This is a genomic window from Pseudonocardia zijingensis (genome assembly GCF_042657305.1).
Taxonomy (GTDB): Bacteria; Actinomycetota; Actinomycetes; order Mycobacteriales; family Pseudonocardiaceae; genus Pseudonocardia; species Pseudonocardia zijingensis.
The window spans coordinates 13,526-34,661 of record NZ_JBHSKO010000020.1; the positions used below are offsets into that span (position 1 = coordinate 13,526).

The 21,136-nt window shown below is 73.7% G+C and carries 20 protein-coding genes and 4 pseudogenes; 12 read left to right on the forward strand and 12 right to left on the reverse strand.

The window, feature by feature from the left end; all coding sequences use genetic code 11:
• Positions 1-65: 65 nt before the first annotated feature.
• The 3 genes from ACFPL3_RS29825 to ACFPL3_RS29835 are packed head-to-tail and all read right to left on the reverse strand — an operon-like array spanning position 66 to position 2,623.
• Positions 66-878 carry a CBS domain-containing protein gene (locus ACFPL3_RS29825; RefSeq protein WP_343938626.1) on the reverse strand — a complete coding sequence of 271 codons (813 nt, stop codon included), beginning with the start codon at positions 876-878 and terminating at the stop codon, positions 66-68.
• Complete coding sequence (locus ACFPL3_RS29830; RefSeq protein ID WP_343938624.1) at positions 875-2,293, reverse strand: DUF4389 domain-containing protein; 1,419 nt, start codon at positions 2,291-2,293, stop codon at positions 875-877. Before ACFPL3_RS29830 ends, ACFPL3_RS29825 begins: the two co-directional genes overlap by 4 nt.
• Positions 2,294-2,335: 42 nt before the next feature.
• The gene (locus ACFPL3_RS29835) at positions 2,336-2,623 is read right to left on the reverse strand and encodes a 2TM domain-containing protein (RefSeq protein ID WP_343938622.1); all 288 of its coding nucleotides are present in this window, start codon (positions 2,621-2,623) and stop codon (positions 2,336-2,338) included.
• A gap of 212 nt (positions 2,624-2,835) precedes the next feature.
• On the opposite strand from ACFPL3_RS29835, the gene acsA reads away from it, so the two are divergent.
• Genes acsA through ACFPL3_RS29865 form a run of 6 tightly spaced genes read left to right on the forward strand, consistent with a single transcriptional unit; the run spans position 2,836 to position 10,780 of the window.
• Positions 2,836-4,560, forward strand: a complete 1,725-nt coding sequence (acsA, locus tag ACFPL3_RS29840) for an acetate--CoA ligase (protein ID WP_343938620.1) — start codon at positions 2,836-2,838, stop codon at positions 4,558-4,560.
• Positions 4,561-4,595: 35 nt separating this feature from the next.
• Positions 4,596-5,522 carry a pyruvate dehydrogenase (acetyl-transferring) E1 component subunit alpha gene (gene pdhA, locus ACFPL3_RS29845; protein ID WP_379589791.1) on the forward strand — a complete coding sequence of 309 codons (927 nt, stop codon included), beginning with the start codon at positions 4,596-4,598 and terminating at the stop codon, positions 5,520-5,522.
• Positions 5,519-8,140 (forward strand): PEP/pyruvate-binding domain-containing protein, encoded by a 2,622-nt coding sequence (locus ACFPL3_RS29850; protein ID WP_343938617.1) that lies wholly within the window; start codon positions 5,519-5,521, stop codon positions 8,138-8,140. The genes pdhA and ACFPL3_RS29850 overlap by 4 nt, the downstream gene beginning before the upstream one ends.
• Complete coding sequence (locus ACFPL3_RS29855) at positions 8,137-9,114, forward strand: alpha-ketoacid dehydrogenase subunit beta (protein ID WP_379589773.1); 978 nt, start codon at positions 8,137-8,139, stop codon at positions 9,112-9,114. The genes ACFPL3_RS29850 and ACFPL3_RS29855 overlap by 4 nt, the downstream gene beginning before the upstream one ends.
• A 2-nt stretch (positions 9,115-9,116) precedes the next feature.
• A complete protein-coding gene (locus ACFPL3_RS29860) occupies positions 9,117-10,523 on the forward strand; it encodes a dihydrolipoamide acetyltransferase family protein (protein WP_379589774.1) in 1,407 nt (468 codons plus the stop codon).
• 2 nt (positions 10,524-10,525) lie between these two features.
• Positions 10,526-10,780, forward strand: a complete 255-nt coding sequence (locus tag ACFPL3_RS29865; protein ID WP_343938607.1) for an acyl carrier protein — start codon at positions 10,526-10,528, stop codon at positions 10,778-10,780.
• On the opposite strand, the gene ACFPL3_RS29870 is transcribed toward ACFPL3_RS29865, so the two are convergent.
• From ACFPL3_RS29870 to ACFPL3_RS29885, 4 genes and pseudogenes are all read right to left on the reverse strand, one after another.
• The gene (locus tag ACFPL3_RS29870; RefSeq protein ID WP_343938655.1) at positions 10,777-11,022 is read right to left on the reverse strand and encodes a hypothetical protein; all 246 of its coding nucleotides are present in this window, start codon (positions 11,020-11,022) and stop codon (positions 10,777-10,779) included. The two genes, ACFPL3_RS29865 and ACFPL3_RS29870, sit on opposite strands and share 4 nt — an antisense overlap.
• 52 nt (positions 11,023-11,074) lie before the next feature.
• Positions 11,075-11,296 (reverse strand): annotated as a pseudogene (locus tag ACFPL3_RS29875) (universal stress protein); the annotation flags it as partial.
• Positions 11,280-11,702: pseudogene (locus ACFPL3_RS29880) on the reverse strand (universal stress protein); the annotation flags it as partial. The pseudogenes ACFPL3_RS29880 and ACFPL3_RS29875, both read right to left, overlap by 17 nt.
• Positions 11,703-11,770: 68 nt before the next feature.
• Positions 11,771-12,172 (reverse strand): annotated as a pseudogene (locus tag ACFPL3_RS29885) (universal stress protein); the annotation flags it as partial.
• Between ACFPL3_RS29885 and ACFPL3_RS29890 the strand changes: the two are divergent.
• Positions 12,122-13,354 (forward strand): annotated as a pseudogene (locus tag ACFPL3_RS29890) (IS110 family RNA-guided transposase). The pseudogenes ACFPL3_RS29885 and ACFPL3_RS29890 sit on opposite strands and share 51 nt — an antisense overlap.
• 240 nt (positions 13,355-13,594) lie before the next feature.
• On the forward strand, positions 13,595-14,038 hold the full coding sequence (locus tag ACFPL3_RS29895) for a DUF2267 domain-containing protein (protein WP_343938605.1): 444 nt from the start codon (positions 13,595-13,597) through the stop codon (positions 14,036-14,038).
• A gap of 40 nt (positions 14,039-14,078) precedes the next feature.
• Here the strand turns inward: ACFPL3_RS29895 and ACFPL3_RS29900 are convergent, their stop codons facing one another.
• The 4 genes from ACFPL3_RS29900 to ACFPL3_RS29915 form a co-directional block, all read right to left on the reverse strand.
• Positions 14,079-15,557, reverse strand: coding sequence for a carboxylesterase/lipase family protein (locus tag ACFPL3_RS29900; protein WP_379589775.1), 1,479 nt, complete (start codon positions 15,555-15,557; stop codon positions 14,079-14,081).
• A gap of 56 nt (positions 15,558-15,613) precedes the next feature.
• Positions 15,614-16,489, reverse strand: coding sequence for a universal stress protein (locus tag ACFPL3_RS29905; protein ID WP_343938601.1), 876 nt, complete (start codon positions 16,487-16,489; stop codon positions 15,614-15,616).
• A gap of 153 nt (positions 16,490-16,642) precedes the next feature.
• Positions 16,643-17,212: a PNPOx family protein gene (locus tag ACFPL3_RS29910; RefSeq protein WP_343938599.1), complete on the reverse strand. Its 570-nt coding sequence runs from the start codon at positions 17,210-17,212 to the stop codon at positions 16,643-16,645.
• Positions 17,213-17,268: 56 nt separating this feature from the next.
• Positions 17,269-17,490 (reverse strand): hypothetical protein, encoded by a 222-nt coding sequence (locus ACFPL3_RS29915; protein WP_343938597.1) that lies wholly within the window; start codon positions 17,488-17,490, stop codon positions 17,269-17,271.
• Positions 17,491-18,151: 661 nt separating this feature from the next.
• Here ACFPL3_RS29915 and ACFPL3_RS29920 point away from each other — a divergent pair.
• A complete protein-coding gene (locus ACFPL3_RS29920; RefSeq protein ID WP_379589776.1) occupies positions 18,152-18,625 on the forward strand; it encodes a universal stress protein in 474 nt (157 codons plus the stop codon).
• Between the two features lie 427 nt (positions 18,626-19,052).
• Here ACFPL3_RS29920 and ACFPL3_RS29925 read toward each other — a convergent pair whose 3' ends face one another.
• Positions 19,053-19,394, reverse strand: a complete 342-nt coding sequence (locus ACFPL3_RS29925) for a hypothetical protein (RefSeq protein ID WP_343938593.1) — start codon at positions 19,392-19,394, stop codon at positions 19,053-19,055.
• 190 nt (positions 19,395-19,584) lie between these two features.
• Between ACFPL3_RS29925 and ACFPL3_RS29930 the strand changes: the two genes are divergently transcribed.
• The 3 genes from ACFPL3_RS29930 to ACFPL3_RS29940 are packed head-to-tail and all read left to right on the forward strand — an operon-like array spanning position 19,585 to position 21,111.
• Entirely contained in the window at positions 19,585-20,301 is a 717-nt protein-coding gene (locus ACFPL3_RS29930; protein ID WP_343938653.1) for a glycosyl hydrolase family 65 domain-containing protein, read from the forward strand.
• A 19-nt stretch (positions 20,302-20,320) separates the two neighbouring features.
• Positions 20,321-20,956, forward strand: a complete 636-nt coding sequence (locus ACFPL3_RS29935) for an HAD family hydrolase (protein ID WP_379589777.1) — start codon at positions 20,321-20,323, stop codon at positions 20,954-20,956.
• A 17-nt stretch (positions 20,957-20,973) separates the two neighbouring features.
• Positions 20,974-21,111, forward strand: coding sequence for a hypothetical protein (locus ACFPL3_RS29940; RefSeq protein WP_343938589.1), 138 nt, complete (start codon positions 20,974-20,976; stop codon positions 21,109-21,111).
• The last annotated feature ends 25 nt before the right edge of the window (positions 21,112-21,136 follow it).

Sequence of the window (21,136 nt, forward strand, 5' to 3'; positions counted from 1 at the left end):
GGATGAGCCCTCCTCCGGCGCGTCCGGCGCCAGGACGAAGTAGTGCGGGGCCCTCGGCCCGGCCGCTAACACAGGAGGTCGCGGCGGGTCACGATGCCGGCCAGCCGGCCGGTTCCGTCCACCACCGGGACGGCGCGCAGCTCGTGCACCGCCATCGAGCGGACCACGTCGGACACGGGCTCATCGGGCCGTGCGGTGATCACATCCCGCTTCATGACCCCGCCGACCGTGTGCGCCCGCCGGCCGGTGAGCGGATCGGGCAGCAGGTGCCATTCCGTGACGATGCCGATCACCCGATCGTCGTCGTCGACGACCGGCAGGGCTGTGAACCCGTGACCCGTCAGCTCCTTCGCGGCCCGCTCCACCGACCAGTCCTCGTGCGCGGCGACGACCCACGTCATGACGTCCTGCGCGGTCGTCCTGCGGGAGGGACCGCGCAGCGGCGACACGGGCGCCGGGCGGCGCAGCCACTTCCACACGCGGTAGGTCGGTCCCCTCCGGCGCGCCCACTCCGGTTCGCCGAGCAGGTCCCGGCGCGTCACGATGCCGACCAGCAGGTCGGTGTCGTAGCCCTCGACGACGGGGAGGGCCCGAAACCCGTAGGTCACCATCCGGTGGCTCGCCACGCTGGCGGCGAGGTGCCGGGGCACGCTGATCACGTCCGTCGTCATGACGTCGCCCACGGTCCGCCCGTCCCCCGGTTCGGGCGGCAGCAGGTCCGCCTCCGTGACGATGCCGACCAGCCGGCCCCGGTGGTCCCGGACGGGGAGGGCGAAGAACCCCCGCGAGAGCAGCGTCCTCCTCGCCACCTCGATCGGTGTGCTCTCCTGCACCGCCACGACGTTCCTCGTCATGACGTCGGAGACCCGTACGGTCATCGCGCCACCCGCCGCGGCACGGCGAGGGCCACGAGGAGCGCTCCGATCAGCAGCGCCACGCCCGCACCGATGAACAACCCGATCCACACCCAGCGCAGCGCCGGAGCGGTCACGGCCGCCGAGAGGTCCGCGACCACCGGCCGCGTGGCGTCGGCGTTCATCACCACCACGCTCCAACGCCCGTCGGTGGCCCGCCACACGAGCTGCTGCTCGCCCGGACCGGCCGCCGAGGCCGCCCAGAACGGCTGGTCGGCCGGCAGCGTCGCCGGTGCGCCGCCCGCGATGCGCTGCTGCACGGCGCGGCCGCGGTCGGTCATGTCGGTCAGCTGCTCCCGCTCGACGGTGCCGAGGTAGCCCTCCACGTCCGCGGCCGGACCGATCCCGACGAACACCCCGTCGGCGTCCTGCCCCGTCGCGCGGACCCGGACGTCACCGAGCACCCCGCCCAGGTCGGGGGTCCCCGCGTCCGCACGCAGCTCCACCGGGTCGAACACGAGCGCGTACCCGCTGGAGGTGAACGTCCTGGTCGGGGTGCCGAGGAAGCCGTCGGCGTCGCGGCCGGCCTGGTCGGCCACCAGCAGGGCGGTCCCGCCCGCCGCGGCACCCGTGCCGCCCACGAGCAGCAACGACCCGATCACCACCATCACGACGCGGCCGGCCGTCCACGAGGAGCGCCGCGGCGGCCCCAGCGGAGCCGAGGAGACCTGCGGGGACTCCGGCGCGGCAGACCGCTCCGCGGCGTCGGTCACGGCGAGCGAACCCGGCTCCGCACCGCCCATGTCGAGCCGGAACGGCGGGTACGCGTCGGTCATCAACGCCGCGTAGGCCGCGACCCGCAGCACCCAGCGGTGCATCCCGAGCAGCAGGTCGAACACACCACGCGGGTAGCGCCCGGTGAACAGCAGCGCGATCGCCGCGAAGAAGGCGAGCAGCCCGATCAACCCGCCGGCGAACGACCACACGCCGTCGGAGCCGTTCTGGGGCGCCCACGTCCCCGACCGGTACGCGACGTAGGTGCCTCCGCCCATGAAGAACGCGATCACCAGGTAGTGCGGCAACGCCAGCAACCACCACTTGACCAGCACCAGGCCCCGGGACAGGTGCTCCGGACAGGCGATCTCCAGGGTCGCCGGATAGTCGGGCACGTCCCGCAGGGTGAACGGCGGGTACCGGTCCGTGCCGAGCGCGCCGTAGGCGTAGTAGCCGACCCGCCACGACCAGCGCAGCACACCCACGTTGAACTCGAAGATCGCAACCGGGTACCGGCCGCTGATCAGGATCGCGAAGAACGCGACCACGCTGAGCACCGCGAACGCCACCCACAGGAAAGCCAGCACCACCACGTGCGGCAGCACCAACAGCCACTTCACCAGCCACAGCCACCGGCTGAGCGGGGCGTCCAGGCGCGCGGTCACGCGCACCGGACTGACGACTCCGGATGTCATCCCGACCACCAGCTACTTCCTCAACCGGTCCATCTCGCGACGGATCTGCTCCTCGGTCGGCTCCCCACGGCCGTACACGTCCCAGGCGTGGCCGGCCACGCCGATTCCCCACGCGAAGATCGGGAACACCGGCCAGAAGAAGCCCGCCCCGGTGAACCACCAGATCCCGATCAGGAACAGGTTCACCGCCAGGTAGATCGCGACGTGCCCGGGGAAGTCGCGCCGCGCGCGCAGCCGCTGCACCGCCCTCGTACGCAGCTCGTCGCCGGTCTCGGGCCGGGAGTCGTGATCGTCGTCCACGTCCGCCACCTCCTGTGTTAGGCGACGGATCGTCGGCCGGACGGGAGGCGCGCACCATGGCCGTCCGGCCTCCCGTCGCCGGGACCATCGCCCGATCGCCGCCCCGGAGATGGGCCGAGAGGCCCGGGCGACCAGGCCCGCACGCCCCTGGGGTCGCCGACGCGTTCTGGCCGACGCTCGTGGTGGCGACTGGAGGGGTGCCGATGGTGGGGATGAGCACCGCGACCGAACCCGCGTCGGTGTGGGCGCACGCGCGGCGGACGCTGTCCGGACTCCCGGACGGGGCGGGGTTGAACATCGCGTACGAGGCCGTGGACCGGCACGCCGCCGGCCCCCGGGCGCGGGTGACGGCGCTGCGGTGGCTGGACCGCCGGATGTCGGTCTCGGAGATCAGCTACGCCGAACTCGCCGACCGGACGGCCAGGTTCGCTAACGCGCTCGACGCGCTCGGAGTCCGGCCGGGCGAGCGCGTGTTCACCCTGCTCGGGCGGACCCCGGAGCTCTACGTGGCGGTGCTCGGCTCGCTCAAGGCGCGCTGCGTGGTCTCGCCCCTGTTCGCGGCGTTCGGCCCGGAGCCGGTGGCGCAGCGGATGCACCTGGGCGACGCGGTCGTTCTCGTGACGAGCCCCGCGCTGTACCGGCGCACCATCGCGCCGATCCGGGGCCGGCTCCCCGCGCTGCGGCACGTGCTGCTCACCGGTCCTGCCCGGCCCGACGTACTCGAGCCCGGCACGCACGACATGGCCGCGCTGCTGGCGCAGGCCTCGCCCGACCACGTGATCGGCCCGACCGATCCGCAGCAGCCCGCGCTGCTGCACTTCACCAGCGGCACGACCGGCACGCCGAAGGGTGCGCTGCACGTGCACGAAGCGGTCGTCGCGCATGCGGCGACCGCGCGCGAGGCGCTCGACCTGCGCGCGGACGACCGGTTCTGGTGCACGGCGGACCCCGGCTGGGTGACCGGGACCTCGTACGGCATCGTCGCGCCCCTTGTCATCGGCGCGACGCTGCTGAGCGACGAGGGCGAGTTCGACGCCCGCCGCTGGTACACGCTCCTGGAGCGGGAGCGGGTCACCGTCTGGTACACCGCGCCGACGGCGATCCGGATGCTCATGCGCCGGGGAGCCGAGGAGGCCGCGCGGCACGACCTGAAAGCACTGCGCGTGATCGCGAGCGTCGGCGAGCCGCTCAACGCCGAGGCCGTCCGCTGGGGTGCCGCCGTGCTGGGCCGACCGGTGCACGACACCTGGTGGCAGACCGAGACCGGCGCGATCATGATCGCCAACCCGGCCGGCTCGGACGTGTGCCCCGGCGCGATGGGCCGCCCGCTGTCCGGCATCGAGGCCGCGCTCCTGCAGCAGGGCTCGGACGGCCGGGCGCTCGTCGATCCCGACGGCCACGTCCGCGTCCTCGACGGCCAGGCTCAGGGCGAGCTGGCGCTGCGCGCGGGCTGGCCCTCGATGTTCCGCACCTACCTCGACGCCCCCGAGCGCTACGCGCGCGCCTTCGCCGACGGCTGGTACCTGTCCGGCGACATCGCCCGCCGCGACGCCGACGGGCGCTACTGGTTCGTCGGCCGCGCCGACGACGTGATCAAGTCCGCCGGGCACCTCGTCGGGCCCTTCGAGGTGGAAAGCGCCCTCATGACGCACCCGGCCGTCGCCGAGGCCGGCGTGATCGGCAAGCCCGACGCGGTCGCCGGTGAGCTGGTGAAGGCGTTCGTCACGCTGAGAGCCGGGTTCGAGCCCACCGAGGAGCTGCGCACCGAGCTGCTCGGTTTCGGGCGCCAGGCGCTCGGCGCCGTCGCCCCGAAGGAGATCGCCTTCGACGACGCACTCCCCCACACCCGCAGCGGCAAGGTCATGCGGCGCCTGCTCAAGGCGCGGGAGCTCGGCCTCCCGGAAGGTGATCTCTCGACATTGGAGGTGAACACGTGAACGAGACGAAGGACCGGTTCGAGCTGTTCACCGAGATGCTGCGCATCCGGCGGTTCGAGGAGCGCTGCGTCGAGCTGTACAGCGCCGCCGCCATCCGGGGGTTCATGCACCTGTGCATCGGCGAGGAGGCCGTCGCCGTCGGCGTGCTGCGCGCGCTCGGCGACGCCGACGCCGTGGTCTCGACCTATCGCGAGCACGGGCACGCACTTGCCCGCGGGCTGCCGATGGAGGCCGTGCTGGCCGAGATGTTCGGCCGCGTCACCGGTACGAGCCGGGGCCGCGGCGGCTCGATGCACCTGTTCGACGCCGCCCGGCGCTTCTACGGCGGCAACGCGATCGTCGGCGGCGGGATCCCGCTCGCCGTCGGCCTGGCACTCGCGGACGCGATGCAGGGCCGCCGGCAGGTCACCGCATGCCTGTTCGGCGACGGCGCCATGGCGGAGGGCGAGTTCCACGAGTCGGTCAACCTCGCCGCGCTGTGGCGGCTGCCGGTCGTCTTCTGCTGCGAGAACAACCAGTACGCGATGGGCACCGCGCTGGCGCGCTCGCACGCGCACACCGACCTCGCACTGCGCGCCGCGTCCTACGGGATCCGGTCGTGGACCTGCGACGGGATGGACGTGCTCGCCACTCGCGACGCGGCCCGCCGCGCCGTCGACACCGCCCGCGACGGCGGGGGCCCCTGCTTCCTCGAGCTGCGCACCTACCGCTTCCGCGCGCACTCGATGTACGACGCCGACCGCTACCGCGATCCCGCCGAGATCGCCGCATGGCGCGAGCGGGACCCGATCGAGCTGCTGGCCGCCGCGCTGGGCGCCGACCGCGAGCTCGACGACGCGGGCCGCGACGCGATCGAGGCGGAGGTGGCCGAGGAGATCGACAGGGCCGTCGCCGCGGCCGAGGCCGGGCCGATGGAGCCGGTGGAGGACCTCGTCCGCTTCGTCACCTCGGAGCGGTCATGAGCGAGCTCCCCGTCGTCACCGGGCTCACCGACCCGGAAGCGGTCGACCCCGCTCGCACGGGGGGCAAGGGTGCGAACCTCGCCCGGCTCACCCGGGCCGGCCTCCCGGTGCCCGCGGGCTTCGTCGTGGGCACATCCGCCTACCGCCGGTTCGTCCGGGAACACGGTCTGGACGTCCCGATCGGGCAGGAGATGTCCCGGCTGGACGACGACCCCGCATCCGTCGAGGCGGCCTCGCAGCGCCTGCGGCAGGCGTTCGAGTCGGCCGCGCTCCCGGAGTGGCTTCGCGAGGCGGTCGAGGCGGCGTACCACGCGCTCGGGGCTGGGCCGGTCGCGGCGCGTTCCTCGGCCACCGCCGAGGACCTGCCGCAGGCCAGCTTCGCCGGTCAGCAGGAGACGGTGCTGGACGTCGCCGGGGCCGCCGAGCTCGGTGCCGCCGTCCGGCGGTGCTGGTCGTCGCTCTGGACGACACGGGCCATCGCCTACCGCCGCCGCCACGGCATCGGGCACGAGCAGGTCGCGGTGGCCGTCGTCGTGCAACGCATGGTGCCCGCCGAGGTCGCCGGCGTCCTGTTCACCGCGGACCCGGTGACGGGCCGGCGGGACCACGTCGTCGTCGAGGCGGCCGCCGGGCTCGGTGAGGCGGTGGTGAGCGGACGGGTCACGCCCGACCGCTGGGTCGTCGACGCCCGGACCCGGTCCGTCCTGACGCGCCCGGACCGCGAGTCGGCGGGGCTCCCCACCGACCTGCTCGACCGCGTGGTCGGCCTGGGAGTGCGGGCCGCCGAGGCGTTCGGCTCCCCGCAGGACGTCGAGTGGGCCGTAGCCGACGGGCGCTGCTGGCTGCTGCAGTCCCGGCCGATCACCTCGCTGTTCCCCCTGCCACCCGCGGCGGAGGGGGCCGGCTTGCGCGTGTACCTGCCGGTGACGCTCGCCGCCCAGGGCTTCGCCGAACCGATGACCCCGGCGGGCAACGCGTTCCTCCGGACGCTGGCGGGCGGCTGGGTCGGGTACTGGCTCACCGGCTCACGGCGCAACGAGCACCAGGCCGCGCCGCCGTGGCTGCCGACCGTGCTGGGGCGCCTGTTCGTCGACATCACACCGTTGCTGCAACGCCCACGGCTCGCGGACCGGGTGATCTCGGGCATGCGCATGAAGGACCCGACCACCAGCACGGCCCTTCGGGAGTGGCTGGAGCGCAATGCCGACCGCCTCGCCCGTCCGGTCGGCCACACGGCAGTGCGCCGTTTGACCCGGTGGGCGCCGGAGGCGCTGTCGCTGCTGGCCGGCCTCGTGACGGCGATCGCCGCCCCGCGGCACCACCGACGCAGGGTGCTGTCCAGGACCGACGCAGGACTGGCCCGCCTCGAACGGGAGGCCGCGCGGCGGTCCACACCGCTCACGCAGGCGGAGTTCGTCGATCGGGCTCTGCCGGCCGCCACCCTCGACCTGATCACCGACCAGCTGCCCGCCGTGTACGCCGAGATACTGGCGAGGGCCGGTGCGGAGTGGTTGGTCCGCCGCTGGCTGGGCTCGTCGGCCGGACCGGAACCGGTGCGCCGCTGGCTGCCGCACGATCCGACCCTGGCGATGGGAGCGGAACTCGCACGGCTGGCACGGGCCCACGCCGTCGCCGGCACCGAACCGTCGGCCACCGGCCCCGACGTGCAGGAGTTCCTGCGGGCCTACGGCCACCGGGCGCCGGACCGGGAGATCGACCTCGGCCTGCCACGGCTCGCCGAGGACCCGGCGTACGCGGTCGAGCTGATCCGGGGTTACCGGCGCGCCGGGGCCGGCGGCGACGCCCTCGCGCGGTTCGAGGCGGGAGCGGCGGCGGCCCGGGTCACGGCCGACGAGCTGGTCGCGGCGGTACGACGGACCCGGGGACGACCACACGCCATCGTCCTGCGGGCCCTGCTGCACCGATACCGGGAGCTGGGCGGGCTGCGGGAGCGGCCCAAGTTCGACATGGTGCGCGCGATCGCGCTCGGCCGCCGCACCCTGCGGCGGGTCGGCGCCGCCCTGGTCGCCGACGGCCGGCTCGACGACGCCGACGACGTCTTCTTCGTCGACCCGGTCGACCTGCGGGCCGTCCTGGCCGGCGAGCAGCGCGACCTGCGGGCACTCGCCGGGGCGAACCGGCACGAGTTCGAGCGCGAGGTCGGCCGGCGGGCCGTCCCCCGCCTGCTCGTCAGCGACGGCGAGACCGTCTACGGGCCGGCCGCCACCCACACGGCACAGCGACCCGGCGTCCTGGTGGGGACCGCGGTCTCCCCCGGGGTCCACGAGGGTGTCGTGCGCGTGCTGGACTCGCCGGTCGGGGCCGAGCTGCAGCCCGGTGAGGTACTGGTCGCCGCCAGCACGGACCCCGGCTGGACGCCGCTCTTCCTCCTCGCGGGTGCCCTCGTGATGGAGGTCGGCGGTGTCGTCTCGCACGGGGCCGTGGTCGCTCGCGAGTACGGGCTCCCCGCGGTGGCCGCGGTCGCGGGCGCGACGAGCCGGCTGCGCACCGGGCAACGCGTGCGGGTCGACGGCGGTGACGGGACGGTCACCCTGCTGGACCCGGCCGAGCCCGCCGCGCAGGCGATCCCCATGACGCCCACCGGAGCGCACTCATGACCACCACGACGACCTTCCGGGAGGCCTTCCGCGCCGGGCTACGCGAGTCGCTCTCCGGCGACGAGCGCGTGTTCCTGATGGGCGAGGACGTCGGCCGCTACGGCGGCTGCTTCGCGGTGAGCCAGGGCCTGCTCGAGGAGTTCGGGCCCGAACGGATCCGGGACACCCCGTTGTCGGAGTCGGCGTTCGTCGGCGCCGGGATCGGCGCCGCCCTGGGCGGGATGCGGCCGATCGTCGAGATCATGACGGTGAACTTCAGCCTGCTCGCGCTCGACCAGATCCTCAACAACGCCGCCACCCTGCTGCACATGTCGGGCGGCCAGCTCGCCGTACCGCTCGTCGTGCGGATCCCGACCGGCCCCGGCCGCCAGCTCGCCGCCCAGCACTCGCACACCCTCGAGGGGTGGTACGCGCACATCCCGGGGTTGCGCGTGCTCGCGCCGGCCACGCCGGCCGACGCCCGCGGGATGCTCGCGCCCGCACTCGCGGACCCCGACCCGGTGTTGATCTTCGAGCAGATCGGGCTCTACGGCACGTCCGGCGAGCTCCCCGACGACGGCGGCCCGGTCGACATCACGCACGCAGCGGTCCGGCGTCCCGGGACCGACGTCACGCTCGTCGGCTACGGCGGCTCGCTCCCGACCGCGCTGGCCGCCGCAGAGGAGCTCGCCGCCGACCGGGTGGCCGCCGAGGTCGTGGACCTGCGGGTGCTGCGTCCCCTCGACGAGGCGACGGTGCTCGACTCGGTGCGGCGGACCCACCGGCTCGTCGTCGTGGACAACGCCTGGCGGAGCGGGAGCATCTCCGCCGAGGTCGCCGCCCGGGTCGCCGAGAAGGGGCTGTACGACCTCGACGCCCCGATCGAACGCGTCTGCGGGGCCGAGGTGCCCCTCCCCTACCCGCGCCACCTCGAGGAGGCCGCGCTCCCCGCGGTCGCCGACGTGGTGGCCGCCGCCCGACGGGCGATCGGCTGATCATGGCCGAGTTCCGCATGCCCGCCCTCGGGGCCGACATGGAGTCGGGCACGGTCGTGGAATGGCTGGTCGCCCCGGGTGACCAGGTGCACCGCGGTGACGTGGTCGCGGTCGTCGACACCGACAAGGCGGCCATCGACGTCGAGTGCTTCGCGGACGGCGTCGTCGACCGGCTGCTGGTGCAGGCGGGGCAACGGGTCGCGGTCGGCACACCGCTCGCGCTGATCGACAGCAACGGTGCCGGCGCCGTCCCGCGCGCGACGGAGCCGCCCCCGCCGCCCGAGCCCTTCCCCCCGGAGCCGCCGCCCGAGCCGGTTCCACCGCCCGAGCCCGTTCCACCGCCCGAGCCGCCGCTGCCCCCCGAACCGCCGCCTCCGGAGGCGCCGCCCCCGGCCGAAGGCGGTGCACCGGCCGTGCGTTCGCCGCTCGCCCGCAAGCGCGCCGCCGAGGCGGGAGTGGACCTGGACACCGTGCCGGGCACCGGTCCCGGGGGGTCCATCACCCGGGCGGACGTCGAACGGGCCATCGAGCACCGGGGAGCACCGAGGACGCAGGGCCGTCCACACCGCCGTGCCGCCGCGGCGCCGCCCGCCGTCCCGGCCCGGCCGCGCATCTCCCCCTACGCCCGCCGGCTGGCCGCCGAGCGCGGCGTCGATCCCGGGACACTCCACGCGCCGGGTCCGGACGGCGTCGTGCGGGCCCGTGACGTCCCGGCCACCGCACCGCCCCGGCGGGCGGCGCGCCCGGGGGACGCGGCACGCCGAGCCACTGCCGCGCTGATGGCCCGGGCCAACCGGGAGATCCCGCACTACCACCTCGGCCTCGACATCGACCTGGGCCCGGCGCTGGAGTGGCTGCGCGAGCACAACCGCGCGATCCCCGTCGCCGAGCGGGTGCTGCCGGCGGCGGTGTTGCTGCGCGCCGTCGTGCAGGCCGCACGGGCCGTCCCGGAGCTGAACGGGCACTGGATCGAGGACCGCTTCGTCCCCGGCGAGGCCGTGCACCTCGGCGTCGCGGTGTCGCTGCGGGAGGGCGGCCTCGCCGTCCCGGTGGTCCACGACGCCGGCGCGCTCGGACTGGACGCGCTGATGGCCCGCACCCGCGAGTCCGCCGAGCGCGCGCGGACCGGACGGATGCGCTCGTCGGAGGCCTCCGGCGCCACGATCACCGTCACCAACCTGGGTGAGCTGGGCGTCGACCGCGTGGACGGGGTGATCCACCCGCCGCAGGTCGCTCTCGTCGGATTCGGCGCCGTCCGGCGCCGACCCTGGGCCGATGGCGACACCGTGACCGTACGGCCCGTCGTCACCGCCACCCTCGCCGCCGACCACCGCGCCTCCGACGGCGCCGTGGGCGCCCGCCTGCTGCGCGAGATCGACCGGCAGCTGCACCGACCCGAGGAGCTGTAGAGATGGACTCACCCGTCCGCATGACCGACGAGCAGGCCGAGGCCGTGGTCCGCGACGTCCTGCGCAGCGTCGCCCCCGGCCCCGCGCTCGACACGCTCGCCCCGCGCGACGACCTGCGCGAGACCCTCGGGCTCGACTCGCTCGACTTCCTGGCCGTCGTCACACGCGTCAGCGAACGCACCGGGCGGCGCATCGAGGAGGACGACTACGACCAGCTCGGCGACCTCGCCGGCTGGGTCGCCTACCTCGCGGCCTAGCCGTGCCCGACCTCCGCGACTTCCTCGCGCGGTTCCGCCCCGCCGGGACGCCCGGTGCCACAGCGCTGCGCGGAGCTGCACGGCTCCTCGAGGCTCGCATGCACCGGCGAGAGCGCCTCGTCGTCGGGCGGGATGTCGGTCTTTCCGTTCAGCTTGAGGATCAGCGGGACCTCGCCGGCGAAGTCCCACGAGAACTTCTGCGCCAGGCCGATCTGGATCGTCCTGAACGGTCGGCCGGACAACCGCGACCGAGCAGTGGGAACGGTGCAGCACAGCATGGCTGACCGAGCCGAGCACCAGGCCGGTGGCACCGCCCCTGCCGCGGGACCCGACCACCACCAGCTGGGCGCGGCGCGACTCCGCCACAAGCGCGTGCGCCGGGCGATCGCGCGTGACCAGGCGGTGCACGCGGACGACGGGGTACTTCTCCCCCCCAACCCGCCAGGCGCTCGGCGAGACCCGCATTCGCCTCGGCTTCCACGGCGTCCCAGTCCAGGGCCGGCGCGATCTTGGCATCGAGGATCAAGTCCCGCCACGTGTGCACGGCGATCAGTGGCACACCGCGAGCGCTCGCCTGCTCGTAGGCGAACGCCAGCGCGGCTTCGCTGAGCAGGGACCCGTCCACGCCGACGACGACCGGTCGCGAGCGGTCCTCGACCGGTGTCTCCTCCTCGGTGCGCACCAGCACGATCGGGCACCCGGCGTGCGCCGCCATGGCCGCAGCGACCGAGCCGAGCAGCAGCCCGCTGATCGCGCAGTAACCGCGGTCGCCGAGGACGAGCAGTTGCGCGCCCTGCGACTCCGCGCGCAGGACGGGGATCGGGAATCCTCCGATGAGGTCCGGCTCGACCTGCTCCCGCGGCAGCAACTCCGCCGCGAGCGCGGCGGCGTCGGCGAGCTGGCTCCGGGCAGCCCCGAGCATGACCTCGGGGGGTCCTCACCGACGCCGAAGCGGTCGATGGTCCGCCCGGCCTGCCAGGCGAACGCCGTCACCACGCGCAACGGCACGTTGCGACGTCCGGCCTCCCCGGCCGCCCACCGCACGGCGTTCAGTGCGTTCGTCGACCCGTCGATGCCGACGAGCACCGGGCGGCGGTGGTCCTCTACGTCCATGGGTTCCTCCGTAAGGTCGTTGATGTTCGGGACCGGACGTTCCGGACGCCCAGTACGGCGGGGTGTGCCTGATGGGTTCTTGCCCGTGAGGGTCTTCTGAGGAGTGGCCACTCTGTCGTTCGGGACGCCTTGGCCGCTGATTGAGATCTGCGCACGGCCGCTGCTTACGGAGCTGCAGGCGGGGTCGTCCAAGGGCTGCTGAGTTGTGAGGACAGGAGTCGCTAGGCGGTGGCGGGCAAGAAGTTGTGGGTCGGGATCGATGTGGGCAAGCAGTTCCATCACGGCTGCGCGGTCGACGCCGACGGGAAGACGGTGTTCTCCCGGAAGGTCAAGAACCGGCAGGCCGCGATCGAGGAGCTGATCACACGCACGACGATCAAAGCCGGCGCCGGAGCCGACGGCGGTGAGGTGGTGTGGGCGCTGGATATGACCTCGGGGTCCGCGGCGCTGCTGGTAGCGCTGTTGGTCTCGACCGGGCAGCCGGTGCGGTCGGTCCCGGGGCGGCTGGTCAACCGGATGAGCGGCGCGTTCACCGGGGAAGGAAAGAACCGACGCCAAGGATGCACGCACCATCGCCGAGACCGCCCGGCTGCGCGGCGATCTGGCCCCGGTCACCGTGCCCGACCAGCTCGTGGGTGACCTGCAGGTACTGACCGCGCGCCGGGAGGACCTGATGGCCGACTGGGTGCGCGGGGTCAACCGACTCCGCGAGCTGCTCGGTTCGATCTTCCCGGGCCTGGAGCAGGCCTTCGACTACTCGACCCGGTCGGCGTTGATCCTGCTCACCGGGTTTCAGACCCGGCCGGGCTGCGGGCAGCCGGCGAGGTGGGTGTAGCCGAGTACCTGCGCAGCCAACGGGCGTGGGCGCCGGGCATCCCGGCCATGGCCGCGACGGGGGTCGCCGTCGCGGTCGAGCAGGACCTGGTGTTGCCCGGTGAGGCGGTCACCGCGCCGCTAATCGCCCGGCTCGCCCGCCAGCTGCTGGACCTGGACCGCGAGATCAAGGACTTGGACAAGCAGCTCACCACCCGGTTCGGTGAGCACCCGCACGCGCCGATCATCACCAGCGTCGACGGGTTCGGCCCGGTCCTGGGCGCGGAGCTGCTCGCCGACACCGGCGGTGACCTGGCAACGGAGTTCGGCACCCCGAACCGACTGGCCGCCTACGCCGGCCTCGCGCCCGTGCCCCGCGACCCCGGGCGCGTCCGGGGCAACCTGCACCGCCCGCAGCCCTACCACCGCGGCCTGCGCCGAGTGTTCTACCTGGCGGCACCGTCGGCGATCAAACGACCCGACGGCCCATCGCGGGCGTTCTACCAGCGCAAACGGGACGAAGCGAAGCGTCACGTCCAGGCTCTGATCGCACTCGCCCGATGCCTGATCAACCTGGTCTGGGCCCTGATCCGCGACAACCGCACCTTCACCACCGAACCACCGACCCCGGCAGCTACGGCGGCTTGACACGATCATTGAAACTCCCCGGTCGTTCTCCAAGGCCAGGCTGATCCGAGGACGGTGCAGCCGGCAGTGGCTCCCGCCCCCTCGTCGACGGGCCTTCGGTCCCGTCCGGCTCGCCGCGGCCTCGGCCGCGAATGGACCCCCGGGCCGAACGGCCCGGAGAGCCGCGGCCTCGGGCCCCTGGTCCGAGGGCCGCGACCGCCCCAGGCTGAGGCGGTTGGAGGCCCGTGGAGGAGGTCGACCATGTCCGTCAGCTCGAAGGTCCCGGCGCTCGACCACGCGCTGCACGCCGCGAACACCTGGGTCCGCGACGTGGCGGGGCAGTTCCACACCGAAGATCGCGAATTCGCCTACCGGGTGCTGCGCGCGTGGCTGCACACCCTGCGCGACCGGTTGGGTGTCGAGGCTGCCGCTCATTTCGCAGCCCAGCTCCCCGACCTGGTCAGGGGCGTCTTCTATGCCGGGTGGAACCCCAGCGAGGTGCCGGCGCGGTACGACGCCGACGGCTTCCGCGCCCGGTTCGCCCACGACGCGGGAATCTCCGCGCACGACGTCTCCAAGGCGGCACCCGCCACCACCGCCGCGGTGCTGCGCCACCTCCCGCAGGCCCAGGTCGACAAGGCCTTCGAGCAGCTCCCCGAGGAGATCCGCGCGCTCCTGAGGCCGATGAGCGGCATCGCGCCGTGACGGTCACCGGACCGGCGATGCCGGATGCCGGATGCCGTGGCTACGGCATGCCGTTCCAGAGCTCACGTTCCGTGGCTCGAGGGTCGTCGACCACCTCTGCGGGGGTGTCGAACCGCATCGTCGCCCGACGGGCGAGGTCGTAGCGCGGCCAGCCGGGATCCCCTTCCCTCGCGAACGCGACCCAGGCCGCGTGCATGGCGTCGGCGAGCGGCTGGGGAGGATCCGCGCCCAGCGCGGGCCCCAGCACCGGCCGGAACGACGGGTCGAGGGTGTCGAAGACGAACGGGATCTCCAGCCCGTGGCAGGCGCCCAGCAGCCCGCCGAACGCGGGTGAGCGCCAGGCGAACTCGTACATGTAGGTGGCGGCCGGGGAGCCCGCGTGCGCGTCGGCCAGCCGCAGGGCCGGGATGCGCCAGAAGCCGTCGGTCCGGATGGCGGCGAGCAGCTCGCCGTTCCCACTGCCGGGGTGGGCGGCGCGGTAGGCGGCGATCGCGGCGTCGGGCGCGAGCCCGAAGGTCGCGGCCAGCGCGGCGACGGCCTCGACCGGGACCTGGTCGGCCGCGCCCATCGCGGCGAGTGCGACCCGGCCCTCGTCGACGTTGGTGCCGATGATCAGATCGACGTCGGCCCCGCTACCGGCGGCGATCCTGTCGATCGGCCGGCCCGGGACGACGTCGCCGTCCACGGACGGCTGCCACGGCAGCCCGCCGGCCGCTACCTCCCGGCCCCACCGCCCCGGGGCCCCCCGCAGGTCGGCCGCCAGCTCGGCCTGGGCGCGCAGGTACCGCTCGACCGGTACCGCGGCGATCGCCTCGCGATCGGGAGGCACGCCGAGCCGGGCGGCGAGATCGCGCGCGATCCGCTGGGCGGTCGCACTCGGTGTGACCGCGTTCGCCGCCCCGCTCTGGAGGATCGCCCGGCGGAACAGGCCGTCCGCCCGTGGCATCGCCAACAGCGTCGCGATGCTCATCGCCCCGGCCGACTCGCCGAACACCGTGACGTTGCCGGGGTCGCCGCCGAAGGCGGCGATGTTGTCCCGGACCCACTCGAGCGCGGCGACCTGGTCGAGCAGGCCGACGTTGGCGACGCCGTCGCCGAGATCGAGGAAGCCCTCCGGCCCGGCGCGGTAGTTGAACGTCGCGCACACGACCCCGTCCCGGGCGAACCGCCGGCCGTCGTACGAGGCACCGAAACCGAACTCGAAGAAGCCGCCGGTGACCCACACCATGACGGGGAGCCCGACCGCCTCGACGTCCGGCGTCCAGACGTTGAGGTTCAGGCAGTCCTCACCGGGGACGACACCGGCGTCCGGGATGAGCGCGACGACCTCCGGCGCCAGCGGCAGCGTCCGGGGCCCGGCGCCGAACGCGGTCGCGTCGCGCACACCGCGCCACGGCGCGACCGGCAGGGGTGGCCGCAGCCGGCCGGGACCGAACGGCGGTGCGGCGAAGGGGATGCCCTTGAACACCGCGACCGCGTCCACGACCGTCCCGCGCACCTCGCCGGACCGGGTCCTCACGAGTGGTGCCGAGGACCCGCTCGGCTCCCCGTCCTGCCGCGATCGCCCGGTCCTGGTCATGTTCGCGCCGGCCGCACCACGGCCACCGGGCAGGCGGCACGGTGCACCACGGCGTTGCTGACCGAGCCCAGCACCAGCCCGACCAGCTGGCCGTGCCCCCGCGACCCGACGACCACCAGCTGTGCCTCCTGCGACAGCTCGACCAGCCGGTGAGCGGCGACGCTGTGGCTCACGATGCGCCGGACGGCGACGTCGGGGAACTTCTCGGTCCAGCCTGCGAGGCTCTCCGCGAGCTCGCGCTCCGCATCGTCGCTGATCTCGCCCCAGATCGGTGCGGTCCGGGCGTCGCCGGGCGGGAAGCCCCAGGTGTGCACGGCGATCACAGGCACCCTCCGGGCGGCTGCCGCCTCGAACGCGAAAGCGACCGTGGCCTCTCCGGAACGGCCCCCGTCGACACCGAGGACCACCGGGGCGCTGTCGCCGTGGTCCTCGCCCCTGACCACCACCACGGGACACGCCGCGTGCGTCGCCACACCGACCGCGACCGAGCCGGCGAGCAACGAGGAGAACCGGCCGCGCCCGCTCCCACCGACCACGAGCAGACCGGCGTGCCGGGACTCGGCGGTGAGCACCGGGACGGGGAAGCCCACGACCGTCTGCCGGTTGACCCGCACCTCGGGAGCGATCTCCTTCGCCGCGCTCGCCGCGTCGTCGAGGTCCTTCCCGGCCAGCTCGAAGAGCTTGTCGGCGACGCTGTGCTCGGGGGCCGGGAGGCCGATGGCGGGGCGGTCGAGCCACTCGACCGAGGTGATCAGGTGCAGGCTCGCACCACGCCGCACCGCCTCGGCGGCCGCCCATCGGACGGCTTCCAGCGCTTCCGGCGAACCGTCGACACCGACGACGATCCGCCCCCGCTCCTCCGGCCTGCTCATCGGGTGGTCCTCTCTGTCGAGTTCCGAACAACCGTCCGGCTGCGCGCGGACCCCGTGACAGCGCCGATGGGCCCGCGTCCACCGGGCCCTTCGGCTCGCCGTCCGGTCGTGCACCACCGCCTGGGCGGGCCCCGTCGCGGAGGGGTAGCGCGTTCAGGCGCTCGCGTCGATCGGGTCGGTGGCGGCCGCCGCCGTTCGCGCGTCGCTCGGCGCGCCGAGGCTCGTCGCGACCGGGGTGGCGACGACGCGGAGGAAGTGCTGGAAGCCGTAGAGCCGGGACACCGCTCGCCACATCGGAGGGAGTTCGCCGGACAGCTTGTCGGCGACCAGGACCCGAGGCTGGCGCACCGTGTACTGCACGCCCTTGACCTTGAGCGAGCCGGTCCCCGCCGCCAGCAGGTTGAGCAGCCAGTCCACGTGCGTGCCGTATGGCAGCGGGACGACGAAGCCGTCGAGCACCGGCAGCGCGACCACGGGCGTCCGGTAGGTACGACCCGACCGGCGACCCACGTGCTCCAGACAACCCGCGTACCAGTGCGACCGTCCGGCCAGCCTCAGCATGAGCGGGTTCAGCACTCGCTTGTTGAACCGGCGGACGCGATCGAACGCGGCCGGCGAGGCGGCGCGGAACGTGATGACGACGAGCGCGCGGAACGCTACCGCGACGACCGCGGCCACCACCAGACGCCGGGCCCACGACGGACCTGTGTGTGCGATCTCCATGGTTCCTCCTCGAAATGTCGCGACGGGATGAGCCGTCTTCCTCCCGGTCAGTGGAGCTACCGACCGGGCCTCGGCGGAACCAGCCGCGTGCGGACCAGCTCCGCCAGCACCCACGCCACGACGATCGCGGCGATGAAGACGGCCAGCAGCCCTTCGCTCAACGCGCCCTCCTCGGCGCGGATGAACGTCACGGCCCCGAGCGCGGCCGACGCCACGGCGAAGAAGCCGGCGGCCACTCCCCACGCTCCGCGGAACGCCCGGCGGCCCAGGACCGCCACAGCGGCTACTCCGAGAACGAGTGCGGTGGCCGCCATACCGCGCGGGTCCTGGATGAACGGCATCCTCCCGCGCACCAGGTACCCGACGTACGGGACGACTGTTTGCGGCGACGAGCAGGGTCGCAACGACGTCTCGCCAACCAATCCTCACGGTTCGCACCTCCACCTCCGCGCCTCCTCGCCGGACGCTCGTCCCGGGACCGGGCGTCGGTCCCGCGTCGAAGGCCCTTGGTCACCGCTTCGCCGGCCGTCCGCTCCCGGCGTCACCGTCGGGCGGCCCGCACCCGGCGATGTCACGCGTGCGCGGCGGCGACACCGGCCGTGGCGTCCGGCACGGGCCCGGCTGCCTCCTCGGTCGCCCCACCGGGCCGGAGAGCGACCCGGGCATCGGCACCACGATGGCGGGACGACAACGGCGCGAGAACGGCCGGACGCCCCCGATCTCACGGGACCGTCGGCCCCGCCAGGGTGGTGCGCGTCCGTCGGATCCGAACCGCCGACCGCGTCGAGGCCTCTTGCGGGGTGGCTCCGGGACCTCCGGCGGCCGGAGAGGGCCGTCAGCCCGGTACCGGAGCGGTCTGCGTCCTGGATGCTCCCAGCACGAAACCGTGAAGAGGAAGGCCGGGACATGGATCGACAGCGCCCTCGCATCGTCGTCGGGGTGGACGGCTCGCCTGGCAGCCGGGCCGCCCTCGTCCACGCACTGCGGGATGCGGCTCGCCGGGACGCCTCGGTCGAGGTGGTCGCGGCATACGCTCCGCCGGAGTACTGGATGCCGCTCTACGGCCCACCCGCGATCTCCCTCGACGAGATCCGGGCAGGGATCCGCCAGAACGCCGCCGAGTTCGTGCAGGGGGTGACCGATCAGCTCGAGGAGGTCCTTCCCCACGTGCCGACGGTGACGATCACAGCGGTCACGAGCGGCGCAGCCGATGCGCTCGTCGATGCGGCGAAAGGTGCCGACCTCCTCGTGGTCGGCAGCCGCGGCCACGGCGGATTCTCCAGCCTGGTGCTCGGCTCGGTGAGCCTGCAGTGCGTGCTCCACGCACCGTGCCCGGTCACGGTTGTCCGCCCCACGGTGTCCGAGGAGGCGACGGCGCCGGCGGCCGTCGAACCGGAGCCCGCCGTCGGATGAGCGCGGGCTCCCGCCGGCGCTGCCGGCCCGGCCCTCGGCGTTACCGTCTCAACGGCCCCGGAGCCGAGTCCGGGCCCCGGAGCCGGCCGGAACGCCGGCAGCCGGAGGCGCCGGCGCGCTCGGATCACGACCCGCGCCGCCGGCGACGACGAGGACCACGCCTGGGCGCCCGCCTGTTCCGCGGCACCGTTTGCGTGCGTCGGCCGCCGCGCACGCCGCTTCCCGGGCGGGCCGGCTCTGGCCCGCGCGAGAACTCGGGCGCTGGTCGCGGTGCCGGGCTCGTGCGCCGGGGGATCGGCCCGCTCGCCGGCGCCGCCACCGCGGGGTGGGGGCCGTCGCCGGGCCGGGACCGTGCCGCCTGGCGCCTCGAGCTCGACCGCGAGCTCGAGCTCGTCTCGCTCGACCCGCCGCACGTGCAGGACGAGGCTCACGCCGACGGCGACGAGCACGACGAGCCCCGCGAGGCCGAGCACGTACACCCAGACGGGTATGCCGGTCGCCACCGGCGGCTCGGCCGGGGCGGCGGCGGAGCAGGTGCCTCGACCGATCTCGCGCCCTCGAACAGCAGCGCACCAACCCCGATGACCACGAGCAGCGCCCCGAGCACCATCCCGATGGCGCCCAGCAGCCCGAAGATCAACCCGAAGAAGACTTCCAGCAGCTTCCACCCGAAGAACACGAGAACGACGGCGACGAGAAAGAGCACCGCCAACGAGCTCCCACCGCTGACATCTTCCGCGGCCAGCGCGGGGGTGAGTACCTCGGCCATGCCAACTCCTTGGTACGCCGGGAATTTCTGATGGGTGGCGGGTCGAACGGCGGACGCTCGGTCGGCGCGCTGTTGCCCGGATCGGCAGCCCGGCACGGGCGACCTCGTCGACGAGCCGGGGATCATTTGAGGTCGGGTCGTTCCCGACACCGGCGAGGATCCGGCGCTCCCATCGTTCCACGACGGCGTCATCAGCCAGTTCGAGGGGTACGCCGACCTGGAGGAGATCGACTGGGCGGCCTACCGCGCCCGGTATGCCAACATCCAGCGCATGGACCGGATCCTCAAGGCCGAGGGCGAGGACCCCAACCGCTTCAAGGTGTCCAAGCAGGCCGACACCGTCATGCTCTTCTTCCTGTTCGACGAGGAGGAGCTGCAGCAGCTGTTCGACCGGCTCGGCTACCCCTACGACCGCGATCTCGTCCGCCGCACCATCGACTACTACGACCGGCGCACCTCGCACGGCTCGACGCTCAGCTTCATCACCTACGCGGGGGTGCTCGCCGGCATCGACCCGCCGAGCTCGTGGGACCGGTTCATGGCCGCGCTGCAGAGCGACGTCGACGACATCCAGGGCGGGACCACGAAGGAGGGCATCCACATGGGGGTGATGTCCGGGACACTGGACCTGCTGCAACGCTGCTTGCTCGGCAGCTACGTCACCGACGACGGCGTCCTGCGGTTCGCGCCGCGGCTGCTGGACCGGCTTGACTGTGTCGCGTTCTCACAGCGGTTCCGGGGTACGTCCCTGCGGGTGGGCATCAAGGACGAGGAGCTGACGGTGCTCGCCGAGGCCGGGGGGTTTCGGGGCCCGCTGCGGATCGGCGTCGGCGACGAGGTGCACGACATGGAGCCGGGTGAGAGTCACGTGTTCGCACTGGCCGCTCGGCTGCACTCCGCGCCGTAGCGAACCGGAAGGGGCCGCCATGGCCGTGGGAGGGTTTCAGGGCGCGATCTTCGACGTCGACAGGGTGCTCGTCGGCTCGCCGCACGAACAGGCCTGGAAGGCCGCCCTGCGTCAGCTGATGGAGACCGAATGGGCGGACGTCCGGGACCGCAGCGAGTGGTCCGACGAGCGGTTCACGCCGCAGGTGTACCAGCAGGTCATATCGGGGAAGCCGCGCGTGGCCGGCGCGCTGGCCGGGCTCGAGTACTTCAAGATCCCCGATGCCGCGCAGCGGGTTCCGGTCTACGCGGCGCACACGCAGGACCTGCTGATCCGGCTGATCGAGGAGAACCGGTTCGACGCCTACCCCGATGCCCTCCGGTTCGTGATGGCCGTCCGCGGGTCCGGGGTACCCGTATCGCGGCGGCCTCGTCCTCGAAGAACGCCAACCTATGCTGCGCCAGATCCGCCTCGACACGTTCGCCGAGCGGGAAGGCCTCTCCTACGACTTCCTCCGGCCGGGCCTGGCGCTGGTCGGCCTGCTCGACGCCGACCTGTCGGGACGGACTTCGAGCACGGCAAGCCGGATCCGGAGATCTTCGTGACCTCGGCCGGCGAGCTGCGCATCGTCCCCGAGGACTGCTTCGTGGTGGAGGACGCCGTGAGCGGCGTGTAGGCCGCGAAGGCCGGGGCATGGCCGCGCTCGGCGTGGCCCGTGCCGACGACCGGGAGCTGCTCGAGCGGGCGAACGCCGATCTCGTCGTGACCTCGCTCGACGAGGTCGACGTCGAAGCGCCGGCCAGGCACCGGTTGGTGCGTCACGGGTCGTAGGACGGGCACGAACGCCACGGGGAAG

What these genes read in the sequence shown, in the direction of transcription:
- ACFPL3_RS29825 (WP_343938626.1), bottom strand. Translation starts at nt 878, where the DNA reads ATGACCGTACGGGTCTCCGACGTCATGACGAGGAACGTCGTGGCGGTG.
- acsA (WP_343938620.1), top strand. Translation starts at nt 2,836, where the DNA reads ATGAGCACCGCGACCGAACCCGCGTCGGTGTGGGCGCACGCGCGGCGG.
- pdhA (WP_379589791.1), top strand. Translation starts at nt 4,596, where the DNA reads ATGCTGCGCATCCGGCGGTTCGAGGAGCGCTGCGTCGAGCTGTACAGC.
- ACFPL3_RS29850 (WP_343938617.1), top strand. Translation starts at nt 5,519, where the DNA reads ATGAGCGAGCTCCCCGTCGTCACCGGGCTCACCGACCCGGAAGCGGTC.
- ACFPL3_RS29855 (WP_379589773.1), top strand. Translation starts at nt 8,137, where the DNA reads ATGACCACCACGACGACCTTCCGGGAGGCCTTCCGCGCCGGGCTACGC.
- ACFPL3_RS29860 (WP_379589774.1), top strand. Translation starts at nt 9,117, where the DNA reads ATGGCCGAGTTCCGCATGCCCGCCCTCGGGGCCGACATGGAGTCGGGC.
- ACFPL3_RS29865 (WP_343938607.1), top strand. Translation starts at nt 10,526, where the DNA reads ATGGACTCACCCGTCCGCATGACCGACGAGCAGGCCGAGGCCGTGGTC.
- ACFPL3_RS29895 (WP_343938605.1), top strand. Translation starts at nt 13,595, where the DNA reads ATGTCCGTCAGCTCGAAGGTCCCGGCGCTCGACCACGCGCTGCACGCC.
- ACFPL3_RS29905 (WP_343938601.1), bottom strand. Translation starts at nt 16,489, where the DNA reads ATGAGCAGGCCGGAGGAGCGGGGGCGGATCGTCGTCGGTGTCGACGGT.
- ACFPL3_RS29910 (WP_343938599.1), bottom strand. Translation starts at nt 17,212, where the DNA reads ATGGAGATCGCACACACAGGTCCGTCGTGGGCCCGGCGTCTGGTGGTG.
- ACFPL3_RS29925 (WP_343938593.1), bottom strand. Translation starts at nt 19,394, where the DNA reads ATGGCCGAGGTACTCACCCCCGCGCTGGCCGCGGAAGATGTCAGCGGT.
- ACFPL3_RS29935 (WP_379589777.1), top strand. Translation starts at nt 20,321, where the DNA reads ATGGCCGTGGGAGGGTTTCAGGGCGCGATCTTCGACGTCGACAGGGTG.
- ACFPL3_RS29940 (WP_343938589.1), top strand. Translation starts at nt 20,974, where the DNA reads ATGGCCGCGCTCGGCGTGGCCCGTGCCGACGACCGGGAGCTGCTCGAG.